The 17,234-nt window shown below is 41.1% G+C and carries 12 protein-coding genes; all 12 read left to right on the top strand.

The genetic code is table 11. From position 1 onward, the window contains the following. Positions 1-29: 29 nt before the first annotated feature. On the top strand, positions 30-1,049 hold the full coding sequence (asd, locus tag NSQ34_RS08110; RefSeq protein ID WP_024427010.1) for an aspartate-semialdehyde dehydrogenase: 1,020 nt from the start codon (positions 30-32) through the stop codon (positions 1,047-1,049). 92 nt (positions 1,050-1,141) lie between these two features. After that, a complete protein-coding gene (gene dapG / locus NSQ34_RS08115) occupies positions 1,142-2,356 on the top strand; it encodes an aspartate kinase (RefSeq protein ID WP_024427011.1) in 1,215 nt (404 codons plus the stop codon). Between the two features lie 30 nt (positions 2,357-2,386). Further along, positions 2,387-3,253: a 4-hydroxy-tetrahydrodipicolinate synthase gene (gene dapA, locus NSQ34_RS08120; RefSeq protein ID WP_024427012.1), complete on the top strand. Its 867-nt coding sequence runs from the start codon at positions 2,387-2,389 to the stop codon at positions 3,251-3,253. A 171-nt stretch (positions 3,254-3,424) separates the two neighbouring features. Then, a complete protein-coding gene (rnjB, locus tag NSQ34_RS08125) occupies positions 3,425-5,092 on the top strand; it encodes a ribonuclease J2 (protein ID WP_012010007.1) in 1,668 nt (555 codons plus the stop codon). A gap of 324 nt (positions 5,093-5,416) precedes the next feature. Next, entirely contained in the window at positions 5,417-6,145 is a 729-nt protein-coding gene (locus NSQ34_RS08130; protein WP_024424124.1) for a ClpP family protease, read from the top strand. Beyond that, positions 6,142-6,378, top strand: a complete 237-nt coding sequence (locus NSQ34_RS08135) for a YlzJ-like family protein (RefSeq protein WP_008344712.1) — start codon at positions 6,142-6,144, stop codon at positions 6,376-6,378. Before NSQ34_RS08130 ends, NSQ34_RS08135 begins: the two co-directional genes overlap by 4 nt. A 110-nt stretch (positions 6,379-6,488) precedes the next feature. Further along, the gene (locus NSQ34_RS08140) at positions 6,489-8,861 is read left to right on the top strand and encodes a DNA translocase FtsK (protein WP_141545648.1); all 2,373 of its coding nucleotides are present in this window, start codon (positions 6,489-6,491) and stop codon (positions 8,859-8,861) included. Positions 8,862-9,025: 164 nt separating this feature from the next. Then, positions 9,026-9,751 carry a GntR family transcriptional regulator gene (locus tag NSQ34_RS08145; RefSeq protein WP_024424122.1) on the top strand — a complete coding sequence of 242 codons (726 nt, stop codon included), beginning with the start codon at positions 9,026-9,028 and terminating at the stop codon, positions 9,749-9,751. Between the two features lie 99 nt (positions 9,752-9,850). Further along, positions 9,851-11,083 carry an MFS transporter gene (locus NSQ34_RS08150; protein WP_170825840.1) on the top strand — a complete coding sequence of 411 codons (1,233 nt, stop codon included), beginning with the start codon at positions 9,851-9,853 and terminating at the stop codon, positions 11,081-11,083. A 311-nt stretch (positions 11,084-11,394) separates the two neighbouring features. Beyond that, a complete protein-coding gene (locus NSQ34_RS08155; protein WP_176967431.1) occupies positions 11,395-14,511 on the top strand; it encodes an MMPL family transporter in 3,117 nt (1,038 codons plus the stop codon). Positions 14,512-14,656: 145 nt separating this feature from the next. Then, on the top strand, positions 14,657-15,937 hold the full coding sequence (locus NSQ34_RS08160) for a pitrilysin family protein (RefSeq protein ID WP_176967430.1): 1,281 nt from the start codon (positions 14,657-14,659) through the stop codon (positions 15,935-15,937). Then, entirely contained in the window at positions 15,934-17,226 is a 1,293-nt protein-coding gene (locus NSQ34_RS08165; RefSeq protein WP_025092606.1) for a pitrilysin family protein, read from the top strand. The genes NSQ34_RS08160 and NSQ34_RS08165 overlap by 4 nt, the downstream gene beginning before the upstream one ends. Positions 17,227-17,234 lie beyond the last annotated feature (8 nt).

Here is a 17,234-nt window from a genome sequence, read left to right on the forward strand (position 1 = left end):
TCATGGATGGGTCGGAAGGAGTTTTACTGATGGGAAGAGGATTGCATGTAGCTGTAGTTGGAGCGACTGGAGCTGTCGGTCAACAAATGTTAAAAACACTAGCTGACAGAGATTTTGAAATGGATACACTTACTCTACTATCCTCAAAACGTTCTGCTGGAACAAAAGTGACATTCAGAGGTCAAGAGTACACTGTTCAGGAAGCAACACCTGAAAGCTTTGAAGGAGTGAACATCGCATTATTCAGTGCTGGAGGAAATGTTTCTAAAGCGCTGGCTCCTGAAGCAGTCAAACGAGGTGCGATTGTTGTTGACAACACAAGTGCTTTTCGTATGGACGAAAACATCCCTCTTGTCGTACCAGAGGTAAACGAAAAAGATTTGCATGATCATCAAGGGATCATTGCAAACCCTAACTGTTCAACGATTCAAATGGTAGCGGCATTAGAACCGCTTCGTCAGGCATATGGAATGAAAAAAGTCATTGTCTCTACGTATCAAGCAGTATCAGGTGCGGGACATGAAGCCATTGACGAACTATACAGCCAATCACAAGCCATTTTAAATAAAGAGGATGTAACACCAGAAGTCATGCCTTATCAAATTGCATTTAATGCGATCCCGCAAATTGATAAATTCCAAGACAACGGTTATACATTCGAAGAAATGAAAATGATCAATGAAACGAAAAAAATCATGCATATGCCTGAGCTGGAAGTAGCGGCAACATGCGTAAGGCTTCCAATTGAAACAGGTCATTCAGAATCTGTCTACGTCGAACTAGAATCAAATGATGCAACAGTGGAAGACCTCAAATCAATTCTAAAAGATGCACCAGGAATTACGCTGCAAGATGATCCGTCTCAGCAAATTTATCCAATGCCTGCAGATGCTGTTGGGAAAAACGACGTATTTGTCGGCCGCATTCGGAAAGATTTGGACCGTCCAAACGGGTTCCATATGTGGATTGTATCTGATAACCTGCTTAAAGGCGCTGCATGGAACTCAGTTCAAATTGCAGAAAGCTTAAAAGCATTAAAATTAGTTTAACATTCAATGGATGATGAGGACGAACAGAAGAGAGTTAGGCATCTTTCGCCTGCTCTCTTCTGTTACGTCAGAATGAACTTGGAGTGAAAACAGTGAAAATAATTGTCCAAAAATTTGGCGGTACATCTGTCAAAGATGATCAAGGTAGAAAAAGGGCACTTGCACATATCTTATCTGCAAAAGAGAAAGGCTATAAGTCGGTTGTTGTCGTTTCTGCAATGGGACGAAAAGGCGATCCCTATGCGACAGATACGCTGCTCGGTCTGCTTTACGGCAGCGCGCAGCATATGACAAACAGAGAAAAAGACTTACTTGTTTCCTGCGGGGAGAATATCTCAGCTGTTGTGTTTTCAAGTATGCTGAATGAAAACGGTCTAAAGGCTGTAGCGATGACTGGAGCTCAGGCGGGCTTTGTGACAGATAAGGAGCATACAAGTGCGAAAATTATTGACATGAAGTGCGAACGTCTGGAAGCAGCACTGTCTGAACATGATGTTGTCGTTGTCGCTGGGTTCCAGGGAGCCGCGAAAAATGGAGACGTGACAACAATCGGACGAGGTGGCAGTGATACGTCCGCAGCAGCTTTAGGCGCTGCATTGCAGGCAGACTTTATTGATATTTTTACAGATGTAGAAGGCGTTATGACAGCAGATCCCCGCATTGTTGAAAATGCAAAACCGCTGAGAGTCGTGACATATACGGAAATTTGCAACCTCGCATATCAAGGGGCAAAAGTCATTCACCCGCGAGCTGTTGAAATTGCGATGCAGGCAAAAGTACCAATGAGGGTGCGTTCAACATACTCTGATGATGAGGGCACACTCGTTACATCACATTACTCCGATAAAATGAGCCATGATGTGTATGACCGCCTCATTACGGGTATTGCACATGTCAATGATGTGACACAAATCAAAGTCCCTGCAAAAGAAGGTCAGTACAGCGTACAAACAGAGGTCTTCAAAGCAATGGCAAACGCACAAATCAGTGTCGACTTCTTCAACATCACACCGAGTGAAATTGTGTATACAGTGACAGGTGCAATGACTGAAAAGGCAACGTCGATCCTAAAAGAACTTGGCTATACACCAATTGTGACAACAAATTGTGCGAAAGTATCAGCTGTTGGCGCAGGCATTATGGGTGTACCAGGTGTCACATCGAAAATTGTAACGGCTCTATCCGAGCAAAACATTCCGATTTTACAATCGGCTGACAGTCATACGACCATTTGGGTGTTAGTGAACGAAGAAAACATGAGAGCGGCTGTCAATGCCCTGCATGAAGTGTTTGAACTTTCAAGATAAATGTGATTGAATCATGATGAGGTGAAAAAAATGAATTTCGGAAATATCGCAACAGCTATGATTACACCTTTTGATAAAAAGGGCAACATCGATTTCCAAAAGCTATCAATTCTCATTGATTACTTGTTAAAAAACGGCAGTGACTCCTTAGTCGTTGCAGGGACAACAGGCGAATCGCCAACTTTATCGAATGAAGAAAAAGTCGCTCTTTTTCAGCAATCGGTCAAATTAGCAAATGGTCGTTGTAAAATCATTGCAGGAACAGGCAGTAATAATACAAATGCGTCTATCAAACTAACGAAAAAAGCAGAAGAAGCGGGCGTTGATGCAGTGATGCTTGTCGTACCTTATTACAACAAGCCATCACAGGAAGGCATGTATGCACACTTTAAAGCCATTGCCGAGTCTACATCTCTTCCTGTCATGCTTTACAATGTACCAGGAAGAACGGCAGCTTCATTAGCACCAGAAACAACGATTAAGCTTGCGCAAATACCTAACATTGTTGCCATTAAAGAAGCAAGCGGCGATCTTGATGCTATGACAAAAATCATTGCAGAGACGCCAGAAGATTTCGACGTATATTCAGGGGACGACAGCTTAACACTTCCAGCTGTATCTGTTGGTGCAAAAGGAGTTGTCTCGGTTGCGTCTCATATCGTAGGACTGGATATGCAGCAAATGCTGAAAAGCTATGCTTCAGGCCAAACAGCGAATGCAGCATTGATCCATCAAAAGCTGCTTCCAATCATGAAACAGCTTTTCTCAGCACCAAATCCAACGCCTGTCAAAACAGCCCTTCAGCTGAAAGGACTAGACGTCGGATCTGTTCGTCTTCCGCTTTTGCCTTTGTCAGAAGAAGAGAGACTGGATTTAAGCAGCGTTTTAAACAGCTGATCAAAACAAAAGATTTCGTAAGCGGTCATTCTCAGATGTCCCTGAGTATGACCGTTTTTTATACATAAACACTTTCTTAAAATGTGACTTCATCTTGTTTTCTAAAATTAGATTCAGTTATAATAGCATTAAGCGATGATGGACGGGCTTGAGACTAGGAGGATAAGAATTTTGAAAAAGAAAAATACAGAGAACGTAAGAATTATTGCACTCGGAGGCGTTGGAGAAATCGGAAAAAACCTATATGTCATTGAGATTGATTCGGACATATATGTAGTAGATGCAGGTTTAATGCATCCAGAAAATGAAATGCTGGGCATTGACGTCGTCATTCCTGATATCTCTTATTTAACAGAGCGTGCTGATCGGGTGAAAGCAATTTTTCTTACCCACGGACATGATGAAGCAATCGGAGGCGTATTCCATTGCTTGAGCAAATTGTCTGTACCAGTCTACGGAACGAAGCTGACCCTTGCGTTACTTCGAGAAAAATTAAAGCAGTATGGCTTCAATCAAAAAGCTGATTTGCGTGAGGTACATGCAAAATCAGTCATTACTTTTGAAACAACAAAAGTATCGTTCTTTAGAACGAATCACAGCATTCCTGATTCAGTTGGGATCAGCTTCAAAACCTCTCTTGGTTCAATCGTATGCACAGGTGATTTTAAATTTGATCAAACCCCAGCGCTTAACCAAGCCTGTGACATCGGAGAGATTGCGAAAATTGGGAACAACGGCGTTTTAGCACTACTTTCAGACAGTGCAAATGCTGAAAAACCAGGCTATACACCTTCTGAGGCGCTCGTCCAAGACGAAATCTCAAATGCGATGTACAATGCTGAAAATCGTGTGATTGTTGCTGTGTCTTCATCTAATATTAACCGCGTGCAGCAAATCATTAATGCAACAAATCAAAATGGCCGTAAGCTTGCAGTTGCAGGGAAAAATATGATGACAACCCTACAGCTGGCGATCAAGCTTGGTTATGTTACAGCAGACGAAGAATTATTTGTACCCGTTCAAGAAGTGAAGAAAATGGCGAAAAACGACGTAGTTATTCTGACCGCTGGAAGCCACGGAGAGCCGCTTGCTGCTTTAACAAAAATGGCGAAGCAAAATCACAAACAGCTTCATATTGAAAAAGATGATACAGTTGTGATTGCATCTACACCTCTTCCTGGACAAGAACTCACATATTCTAAAACAGTGGATTTCCTTACAAGAAGCGGAGCACAAGTCATTTTTGCGCAAAAACGTGTACATGTATCTGGACATGGCTGCCAAGAAGAGTTAAAGCTAATGCTGAACTTACTAAAACCGAAGTATTTAATTCCGGTGAATGGCGAATATCGTATGCAAAAAGCACATTCTCGTATTGCTGAAGAAGTAGGCATGAAACGCAGTGACATTTTCTTGATTGATAAAGGCGATGTTGTTGAGTTTAGAGGACAGAATGTCAAAATCGGTGAAAAAGTTCACCAAGGAAACATTTTGATCGATGGTCTTGGCGTTGGTGATATCGGAAACATCGTGTTACGCGATAGACGTCTATTGTCTCAAGACGGCATCTTGATTGTTGTCATTACGCTCGATAAGCAAAAGAAACAATTAATTTCTGGACCTGAAATCATCACAAGAGGATTTGTCTATGTAAGAGAATCCGAAGAGCTGATTGTGAAAGCAACAGAAATGGTCAAAGGGATTGTCAAAGAGCAAACGGAAAACTCAATTGTTGAATGGTCAACATTGAAACAATCCATGCGCGATGTGCTAAATCAATTCCTATATGAAAAAACAAAACGTAAGCCGATGATCATTCCAATTATTATGGAAGTGTGATGAGAAAAGCCCAAAGAGTATAAGCTCTTTGGGCTTTAGATTGTTGACAAAGTGCTAAAATGAACTTCATTTTAGCACTTTGTCTTCTTTTTAGCGTGATAGAAAACCTTTGCAGTCTAGAAAGGACGAGCACCGGAGCGGAGCGAATTTGACATTCGTGAGCACCGAAGCGTAGGACTGCGGGCGAATGCGAGGGTTTGTCTACACGCTAAGCCCAAGGAGTATAAGCTCTTTGGGCTTTTTTGATGTGGCATGAGGAATGCGGATGGAATATGCCCTATTTGTTCATAATAGGAGAAGAGTTTGAGGAAAGGATGGAGACAAATGGACGAAAAGAATGAACAGCAGCCTGAGCGAAAGCCAGAAGAAAAAGACAGTATTATGAGCAAAATACAGCAGCTTGGTGAAACAGCCGTTCCGCAGCTGCCGCAAGATACAAATATCCATTGCCTCACCATTATTGGACAAATTGAAGGCCATATGCAGCTTCCACCGCAAAATAAAACAACCAAATACGAACATGTCATTCCACAAATCGTAGCCGTTGAACAAAACCCTAAAATAGAAGGTCTTCTGATCATCTTAAATACAGTAGGAGGAGATGTTGAAGCGGGACTTGCGATTGCAGAAATGCTTGCTTCTTTATCAAAGCCAACTGTCTCGATTGTGCTTGGCGGCGGCCACTCCATAGGTGTCCCGATTGCTGTATCGTGTGACTATTCGTATATTGCAGAAACAGCTACGATGACCATTCATCCTGTGCGTTTAACAGGTCTTGTGATTGGCGTTCCGCAAACCTTTGAATACTTAGATAAAATGCAGGAAAGAGTCATTAACTTTGTCACAAGCCACTCCAACATTACAGAAGAGAAGTTTAAAGAGCTTATGTTCTCAAAAGGCAATTTGACGAGAGACATCGGAACAAATGTCGTTGGTCATGAGGCAGCAGAATACGGACTCATGAATGAAGTGGGCGGTGTAGGACAAGCGATTAAAAAGTTGAACGAACTTATCGGAGACAGGGCATCTCAAAACGAGGGGCTGATCCAATGATTTTATATACGCCTATGCCATATGAAGCCATTTACGCTGAGGAACAGGGAGAACGCAAACTCCAGCAGGTAAACATTCAAGGTGTGCCAGTGATGGTTGAAATGAAAGAAGATGAAGCAGAAATCGTTCAAGTCATGAGCACCAATCCAATGGATTTTCTCAATCAAGAGCTTGCACCAGGCAAGCGATTGAAGTTACATTTAGGCACCAATCAAACCGACTCATATGAATGATTCTATGCTATAATAAAGGGAAAACTTACAACAAGATGCAGCCAAAACCAGGCTGCTTTCTTTCTGATCTTTCGGTAGGTTATATTTTCTTTCGTAGTAAGGTGATGAGTATGGCTAAAAAGAGAAAACGGAAAACGAGAAAAAAACAAAATAAACAGCTAAAACTGAAATATGAATTAAATGGGTTAGTCTGTATTGCCATAGCGATCATTGCCATTTTACAGCTGGGCGTTGTTGGACAAACCTTTGTACATCTATTCCGATTCTTTGCAGGTGAATGGTTCATTCTCTGCCTTATCGGATTATTTCTTTTTGGTGTGACGATTTTCTGGAAAAAACAAATCCCAGATATTTTAACAAGAAGAAAAGCAGGTCTCTACTGCATCATTGCGAGCATCTTGCTTTTGTCACATGTGAAGCTCTTTCAGCATCTTTCATCTGCTGGTGTCATTGGCTCTCAAAGTGTGATTAGAAATACATTTGAGCTTTTCTTGATGGATATGAAAGGTGAAACAGGATCGCCTGATTTAGGGGGCGGCATGATCGGCGCCGTCTTGTTTGCTGCTTCTTATTTCTTATTTGCACAAGCAGGCTCGCAAATCATGGCGATTGTTCTGATGCTGATTGGAATTGTCCTGATTACAAACCGATCCCTTCAGGAAATGGTGAAAAAAGTGACGATTCCTCTATCACAATTTATGGTGAAGCAGTGGAAAGCGTTTGTTGAAGATATGAAAGGAATCAGGCAGGCGAAAAAGAGCGCGTCCTCTCAGAAAACAGGTGAAAAGAAAAAACGTTCACGCATTCAAGAAGAAGACGAGGATGATCTGATCTTGATCGAAGAGGAAACACCGTCTTCTGATAATAGCCAGCCGATTATTTCAAGCTTTGCAGATAGAGATGACATTCTCACCCCGACGGTTCAAAAAAAGCAGGCGGCAAAAGAGACAGCGCCTCTTCAGGACTCTGTGCAAAGTGCACCAGTTCAATCAGATACAGCCGATGAACCAAAAGAGGCACCGCCGATGACATTTACAGAACTTGAAAACAAAGATTACGAATTGCCGTCACTTGATATTTTGGCAGAGCCCCAGCATTCAGGTCAGCAAACAGATAAGAAAAATATTTATGAAAATGCCAGAAAGCTTGAAAAAACATTTCAAAGCTTTGGTGTGAAAGCAAAAGTCACACAGGTTCATTTAGGTCCAGCTGTGACCAAATATGAAGTATATCCAGATGTTGGCGTGAAGGTCAGCAAAATCGTCAATCTAAGTGATGATTTAGCCCTTGCCCTTGCAGCAAAGGATATTCGAATTGAGGCTCCGATTCCTGGCAAATCAGCCATCGGCATCGAAGTTCCGAATGCAGAAATTGCTATGGTTTCATTAAAAGAGGTATTAGAATCGAAGCAAAATGACCGTCCAAATGCCAAGCTCCTCATTGGACTCGGCCGTAATATCTCGGGTGAAGCCGTGCTTGCTGAAATGAACAAAATGCCGCATTTGCTTGTAGCAGGTTCGACTGGAAGCGGAAAAAGTGTGTGTATCAATGGTATTATCACAAGCATTCTCATGAGAGCGAAGCCTCATGAAGTGAAAATGATGATGATTGATCCGAAAATGGTTGAATTAAATGTGTATAACGGTATTCCGCACCTTTTGGCTCCTGTCGTAACAGACCCTAAGAAAGCATCGCAGGCACTGAAAAAAGTAGTCAGCGAAATGGAACGCCGCTATGAATTGTTTTCGCATACGGGGACAAGAAATATTGAAGGATACAATGATTACATTAAACGGATGAATCAAACAGAAGATGCTAAACAGCCAGAGCTTCCTTATATTGTTGTCATAGTAGACGAGCTTGCAGATTTAATGATGGTCGCTTCCTCTGATGTGGAGGATTCCATTACAAGACTTTCTCAAATGGCTCGTGCTGCGGGAATTCATTTGATTATCGCCACACAAAGACCTTCTGTCGATGTCATTACAGGTGTCATTAAGGCCAACATCCCGTCCCGCATTGCCTTTAGCGTATCCTCTCAAACCGATTCAAGGACGATCCTTGATATGGGAGGCGCAGAAAAGCTTCTGGGCAGAGGGGACATGCTGTTTTTACCTGTTGGTGCAAACAAGCCGGTTCGTGTGCAAGGCGCCTTTTTATCAGATGAAGAAGTGGAGCATGTTGTGGATCACGTGATCACACAGCAAAAAGCTCAATACCAAGAGGAAATGATTCCGAGCGAAGAAACGCAGGATCAGCTTGCGGCTGTGGAAGATGATCTGTATGATGAAGCAGTTGAATTGATTATCGGCATGCAGACGGCTTCTGTTTCTATGCTGCAAAGAAGATTCCGCATCGGTTATACCCGGGCGGCACGTCTCATTGACGCAATGGAAGAGCGGGGCGTGGTAGGCCCATATGAAGGAAGTAAACCGAGAGAAGTTCTTCTCTCAAAAGAACAATATGACGAGCTCTCTTCATAATTGAAGAGAGCTTTCCTGAAAAAATAGTAAACGATAGTATGATTATGTTAACTGGATGTCAGACTATTTATTTATTTGCAAAAACATGATATAGTTATGTTCAACTTATCTCGGAATAGAGATTTCTCATCTTATCATTTGCATTGATTAGACGGAGGGAAAACATGTCGACCAAAACAGACAATCGCCATTTATATTTGAAAGTGATTGACCGTATTAAAGAAGATATTCAAACAGGTGTATATGCCGAAAAAGAAAAGCTGCCTTCTGAGTTTGAGCTCTCAAAACTTTTAGGTGTGAGCAGAGCGACACTGCGTGAGGCCCTTCGTATATTAGAAGAAGAAAAGTATTTAATTAGAAGGCATGGGGTAGGGACTTTCGTCAATTCAAGACCGCTTTTTTCGACAGGCATAGAACAGCTGACAAGTGTCACGAAAATGATTGAGCAGGTCAATATGACGCCTGGCACCATCTTTTTATCCTCGCAAGAAGGGGAGCCAACAGAGAATGATGTCATTCGTTTTCAGTGTGATAAATCTGATGGGATTTTTTCAATGGAACGCGTTCGAACGGCAGATGGGCAGCCAGTTGTTTATTGTTTAGATAAAATTCCGGTCAAACATCTTCCCGCTTCTTTTACACATGAAGAAGAGTCTCTTTTTGAGCTGTTTGGAAGAGAACCGCACAGCGGGATTAAATATGCAGTTGCTGACATTGAACCAATTGGCTACCACGATCAGGTCTCACCGATTCTAGATTGTGACCCTGAAACGGCGTTATTATTACTGAAACAAATGCACTATGATCAGGATGATCAGCCGGTCTTATACTCCCTCAATTATTTTCGAGCGGATAAATTCAGCTTTCATGTCATACGCAAACGATTTTAACAAGCAGTCGCTTCCATAGGCGTCTGCTTTTTGTTTGCCCATACATAATACTCGTCAAACTTGCCACACTAATACGTAACAGTATATAGAATTGGGTGAATGATGTTGGGCGAGAAAACAGTCAGTAAAAAGAATATCATTGCATTATCATCAGTCCCTCTAATCATGACACTAGGGAACTCGATGTTAATACCAGTATTGCCAGAGATAGAAAAGAAACTCTCGATTACTTCCTTTCAAGTCTCTCTCATTATTACGGTATATTCGGTTGTAGCCATCTTATGTATTCCAATCGCCGGTTACTTATCAGACCGGATTGGGCGGAAAAAGGTACTGCTGCCGTGTCTTTTAATCGCCGGACTTGGAGGAGCTGTGGCAGCAGTCGCCTCAACGATCATGAAAGAACCTTATATGTGGATTCTGTTTGGAAGGGTCCTTCAAGGTATTGGTTCAGCTGGAGCCGCACCTGTCGTTATGCCGTTTATTGGAGATTTGTTTCATGATGATGAAGAGGTCAGTGCAGGACTTGGCGCCATTGAAACCTCTAATACAGCAGGTAAGGTACTAAGCCCTATTATTGGGGCACTTCTTGCTTCATGGTTTTGGTTTGTGCCTTTTTGGTTCATCCCGTTCTTTTCGATCATCAGCTTTCTCATGGTACTGTTCATGGTAGAGTCGGCGAAAAAAGAGGAGGACCCGCCTACATTTAAAGAATTTTTAAAATCAACAAAGACCATTTTTAAGCATGAGGGACGCTGGCTTTATGCCATTTTTGCTATTGGCGGTTTTATTATGTTTCTTCTTTTTGGTGTGCTTTTTTACCTATCCGATAACCTAGAGGCGGCTTATCAAATAAAGGGCGTCAAAAAAGGGCTCTTGCTGAGTATTCCGCTCCTTTTTCTATCAATCAGTTCCTACATTGCTGGAAAAACGATTGGAAAAGAAAAAGGAAAAATGAGAATCTTTTTAATTGTAGGGATGGCTTTGTTATCACTTTCTTATATTTTTTTATGGTGGAATCACAGCTTTTACGTATTGTTTATCTGTTTAAGCATTGGCGGAGTGGGCATCGGTATTGTGCTGCCTGCACTTGATGCGCTGATTACAGAAGGAATTGAAAAAGAGCAGTGCGGTACCATTACGTCATTTTATAGCAGTATGCGTTTTATCGGTGTTGCTTTAGGACCTCCGATTTTTGCCTATCTAATGGATAAAGGGGACTCCATAGTCTTTATTCTCTCGACCATTTGCAGTCTCATTTCACTATTTTTGGTCCTCTTTTTCATCCAGCCAGATGAAGAGGATGAGAGTGAACAATTAAAAACGGTTTAAATATAGAAAAAAGATGGTATTTTGCCATCTTTTTTCTTTTTTATAAATTGACATGTAAAATTTTGATAGTTAAACTAATGTATAGTAATATCTTTTAAATTATCCCAAATTGGAGGTGTTCAAAAACATTCATTTTCTGTCTTTCTTTAGGCAGAAATTGAGCTCGCGTGCTGATGATGGAGATATGCTTCTTCAACACGAAAGGACAATTGAATAAGTCATCCTGCCATTTGAAGGAGACGCAGTCAGCACTTCAGACACGCTCAAATACAGCAAATTGATTGAAGAACTAGAAGGAGCTTGAAGCAGCTATGTTGCAAATAATTAAAGCAAGATGGATTGTATTAGTGGTGTGGATGATAACAGCTGTGATTCTGTTTATTACTGCGCCCGATTTAGAGGAATTAACAAGAGAAAAAGGGCAATTAAAGGTTCCGGAGGGGACACCAACAGCTGAGGCACTTCACCTATTGGATAAGCTGTCAGATAAGAACGGGAAAAAAGATACAGGTGTGCTTGTATTCTCCGAACAACATCTGTTCCCTGCGAAAGAGCAGGAATTAAAAAAGGCTTTAGCTGCACTCATGTCAAATGCCCCAGAACTCCACATTGACGGAATTACTTCGTATTTTCATGTAGATCCGGACATTCAAAAACAACTTTTATCAAAGGATAAAAGTACACTTCTTGTTCCATTCAAATTCGACCACTACGAAACAAAAGCTGTGAAGATTAAAGAACAAATTGAGGAAGTTTTAAAGCCCTATCATGTCTCATATGAAATAACGGGCCAAAAATTTGTGGATTCAGATGTCATTCAAAGCTCTCAACAAGGTCTGAAGAAAACTGAACTTATCACGATGATTTTTATTTTCTTTATTTTAATTATTGTTTTCAGATCGATATTGGCACCTGTTGTTCCGCTCATTACGATAGGCATTTCTTACGCTGTCAGCCGGTGTATTGTAGCTTTTCTCGTAGAATATACACAATTTCCTCTATCTAATTTTACTCAGATTTTTATGGTAGCCATTATGTTCGGTATCGGAACGGATTATTGCATCCTGCTGTTAAGCCGTTTTAAAGAGGAGATCGGTCAAGGCCGTGATGTCAAAGAGTCGATTATCGTCACATATCAATGTGCAGGGAAAACGGTATTTTTCAGCGGCTTAGCCGTGTTAGTCGGCTTCTCAAGTATTGGATTTGCTAAATTCCAATTGTATCAATCAGCCGTTAGTGTTGCCGTTGGAGTGGGCATTCTTCTGATTGCCCTTGTCACCATCGTTCCCTTTTTTATGTCTGTTTTCGGAAAATCTCTTTTCTGGCCATCTAAAAGAGAAAACATTCGGCACCCGCAAAGTAAAATGTGGGAATGGGCTGGGCGTTTTTCATTTAAAAGGCCGCTCATCAGCTTAGGGTTAGTCGCTCTTATTACGGTACCTCCTATTCTGATGTACGACGGCACCCTGTCTTATAACAGTTTAAATGAAATTGGGAATAAGTATGAGTCGGTGTCTGCATTTAATACGATATCAGAGCAATTTGGCTTTGGTGAAGCGCTGCCGCTGAATGTGCTTGTCGAAAATGATGATAAGCTAGATAATCAAGAAAAGATTGTCATGATTGAAAAACTGACTCGTAAATTAAATGACATTGACGAAGTCAAAACAGTCCGCAGTGTCACGCGTCCTGTTGGGGACGGGCTGAGCCAGCTTTATGTCACCTCTCAAGCGAAAGAGCTGGGAGGAGAACTTGGCAAAGGCCATGAAGGAATCGGGAAAATTTCAGATGGCTTGACCGAAACAAATCTCGCTCTTCTCAAACAAAAACCAAAAATTGAAGAATCCGCTCAAGGCATTGACCAGCTGATTGATGGAACAAAAGCAATCAAAAGCGGTGTCGGAGAAGTCAGGGAATCCCTAATCTCTTTAGAAGATGGGGTGAGACGCAGTAAGGAAGGCGTCGGCACCATTCGAAGTAAAATCAAAAAAGCGAAAAAAGAATTAGAGCAAGAATATCGCAGCAGCGAAACGATGATTCAAGAGTTAGAGCGTGTGGTGAATACACTTGAACGCCATGCGAAATCAAATCAGCAGCTGATGACAACCATTAAGAAAGTAAAAGCATCCTATGAAAATCTATCATTTGAAGCACTAGAAAACCGTCTTCCAGAAGTAAAAGACATGGATGAATATAAAGAAATCAAGAAGGTATTCAAAGAAACAAAAGGAATGCTTGATCAAGCAGGGGATCAAATGAGTGTATATGAAGAGGAAGCCGCTCACTTTAAGCAAAAGATCAAGCAGGCAGATCAAGTGATTCAAACCTTATCAAGCAAGCAAAAAGAAGTAAAACGCCAAGTGCAAGCGCTCATGGATGGGCTTGATCAAATTTATGACGGCCTTGGCCAAACAAATGAGGGCCAAAAACAATTGATTAAAGAAATGCCTAAAATCGAAGATGGTGCAGATCAGCTGACAGACGGCCAAAAAGCCATCAAAAAAGGATTTAGCCAGCTTTCATCAAAACTTACGTTATTAACAGATGGATTAGATGAAAGTATTGAAGGGCTTGAGCAGGTCAAAAGCGGCTTCACCGAGGCTGACGGCTACTTAAAGCAGCTTCAGCAAGCGCCAGATGAAGAAGTAACGGGCTGGTTTATTCCGGAAGAAGTGCTGAAACGCCAAGAATTTAAGCAAATCTTTCATACGTATATGTCTCCAGATCGTAAATTAACGACTTTTGAAGTCATCTTAAATGTGAATCCATACAGTAATGAAGCGATGAAAGGTGTCGCGAAAATTGAGGAAACCCTTGATCAATATTTACCTGTAAGTGGACTCAAAAATGCCAAATACGGTGTATCTGGTATCTCAAGCTTAAATGTGGACTTAAAAGAAACGTCTGACGGTGACTTTATTCGAACTGTTATCTTCATGTTAATTGGTATTTTTATTATTTTAATTATTTTATTACGGTCAATCGTCATGCCAATATACTTAACACTTTCACTGATTTTAACGTATTTTACATCAATCGGTTTAACAGAATGGATCTTTAAAACATTTTTTGGCTACGATGGTGTCAGCTGGGCTGTCCCATTTTTCAGCTTTGTCATTCTTGTGACGCTCGGGATCGATTATTCCATCTTCCTCATGGATCGTTTTAATGAATGGAAGGGAGAGCATGTACAAGCATCGATGATATCAGCGATGAGAAATATGGGTTCTGTCATTATTTCTGCAGTGGCCATTTTAGCAGGTACGTTCGCTGCTATGCTGCCATCAGGAGTATTATCGCTTGTTGAAATTGCAACGGTCGTACTCATTGGACTTTTATTATATGCTTTTGTTGTATTGCCCCTCTTTATTCCGGTCATGGTTCGTATTTTTGGTAAATGGAATTGGTGGCCGTTTAGAATGAAATAACGACTGGCGTCTCTGCTATGAGCAGAGGCGTTTTTATTTCCTATCCTTTCCTCTGATTGATATAATGTCTATTAAATGGCTGTTTCACGTATATATCAGCCATGTTCTAATACATAATAAATAGGATGAACAAAGGAGGTTTCTCATGACGTACTTACAAGAGAAGACACTGGACACATCCGGTCTTCATACTCATATTGTCAAAACAGAAAAATTTAAAACTGTGACAATTCTTTTTAAAATGCTTGCACCGCTATCCAAAGATGACGTCACCATGCGTTCTCTTTTCCCGCATGTGCTGTTAAGAGGAACAGAAAAGATGCCCAAAACAGGCGCACTGCGTGCCTATTTTGATGAGCTCTATGGAGCAACCGTTTCGGCAGACATGGCAAAAAAAGGTGAGAATCACATCATTACCTTCCGCCTAGAAATGGCGAATGAAAAATATTTAAAGGATCAAACTCCTTTACTAGAAAAAGGGATTTCCTTACTATCCGACCTATTATTCCACCCGTATGTTGAAGATGGGGTGTTTAGTCAATTATATGTGGATCAAGAAAAACGCACTTTAAAACAGCGAATTCAGGCAGTTTATGATGACAAAATGCGTTATTCGAACTTAAGACTCGTGCAGGAAATGTGTAAAGGAGAACCATATGCACTGCACGTCAATGGTGAAATGGAAGACATTGACGCCATCACAGCTCACTCGCTCTTTGAAGCTTATGAGCATGCGCTTCAATCAAACCAGCTTGATTTTTATGTTGTCGGAGATGTTGACGAAGAAGACATCAGCCGAATGGTCTCCCAGTACTTTAAAACAAGTGAAAGAGAACCAGTCAAAAAGCAGACTGAATCAGCAAGAGCTCAAAATGGACCAAAAGAAGTCATTGATGAAGAGGACGTAAAACAAGGCAAGCTGAATATCGGCTTTCGCACACATACAACGATTGCAGATAAAGATTATCCGGCACTGCATTTGTTTAATGGCATATTCGGCGGTTTCTCGCATTCTAAGCTTTTCATTAATGTTCGGGAAAAAGCAAGTCTTGCTTACTACGCTGTGTCTAGACTTGAGAGCTTTAAAGGCTTGATGATGGTGATGTCAGGAATTGAAGTCGGCAACTACCAGCAGGCAGTGGACATCATCAAAGAACAATTTGAAGCGATGCAAAAAGGTGATTTTTCAGATGAAGCAATTGATCAAACAAAAGCAGTCGTCAAAAACCAGCTGCTTGAAACGATCGATACGTCTTATGGAACAGCAGAATATTTGTATCAGCATGCCGTTGTGCCAACTGGGGAAACTCTTGATTCCTTTTTAGAAGCATTAGACCGAGTGACCAAAGAGGACATCATCAAAGTGGGTCAGAAAATCGAATGGGATACGACCTATTTTCTTAAAGGAACGGAGGGTGCTTCATGACAGTGAAAACAATTCAATTCGATCAGCTGCAAGAAACGGTCTATCACGAAAAAATGGAAAGCGGACTTGACGTCTATGTGCTGCCAAAGCAAGGGTTTAACAAAACCTATGCGACCTTTACAACAAAATATGGCTCTGTCGATAACGAATTTGTGCCGCTTGGAAAAGAAGACATGATTCGAGTGCCTGACGGAATTGCCCATTTCTTAGAGCATAAGCTGTTTGAAAAAGAAGATGGAGACGTGTTTCATACTTTTAGTAAACAAGGAGCATCCGCAAACGCTTTTACAACGTTTACAAGAACGGCTTATTTATTCTCAAGCACCTCAAATGTCGAACAAAACCTTGAGACACTCATTGATTTTGTTCAAGAGCCTTATTTTACTGAAAAAACAGTCGAAAAAGAAAAGGGCATCATTGGTCAAGAGATTAACATGTATGATGACAATCCGGACTGGCGTTTATTCTTTGGTCTGATTGAAAATTTATATCAAGAGCATCCTGTGAGAATAGATATTGCTGGAACAGTAGAGAGCATTGCCCCTATTACAAAAGATCATTTATATGAATGCTATGAAACGTTCTATCACCCGAGCAATATGCTTCTATTCGTTGTCGGGCCTGTTGATCCGAAGCAAATTTTAGATCAAGTCAGAGCGAATCAGGCGAAAAAGCCATTTACAGACCAGCCGGAGATCAAACGAAAAGACATCAATGAGCCTGAAGGTGTATACCGGAAAGAATACGAACTTCCAATGAACGTACAAGGCTCTAAATGTATGTTCGGTTTGAAAACAAAGAATCCGCATAAAAAAGGAAATCAGCTGCTAAAGCATGAGCTTGGGATGAATCTCATTTTAGAGACGCTGTTTGGCAAAAGCTCCTTACAATATGAACAGATGTATGAAAAGGGCTTAATTGATGAAACATTCAGCTACGATTATACCGAAGAAGGCGGTTTTGGCTTCACTTCAGTTGGCGGGGATACAAATGATCCTGATCAACTCGCAAAGGTATTAAAAGAAACCCTTCTTCAAGCAAAAAGCCTCATGACAGAAGAGAAAATTGAGCTTGCACGCAAGAAAAAAATCGGCAGCTTTTTAAAAGCCATGAATTCTCCAGAATATATCGCGAACCAATTTACTCGATATGCATTCTTAGACATGAGCTTATTTGATGTCGTCACAATGCTGGAACAAATTCAATTAGCTGATATTCAGCAAATTTTAGATGAAGAAATTGATGAAGAACGGATGTCTGTTTTCAAAGTCGTCCCAAAAACAAAATAAATTTAAAA

It is taken from the genome of Bacillus sp. FSL P2-0069 (assembly GCF_038593315.1).
GTDB classification, from domain to species: Bacteria; Bacillota; Bacilli; order Bacillales; family Bacillaceae; genus Bacillus; species Bacillus safensis.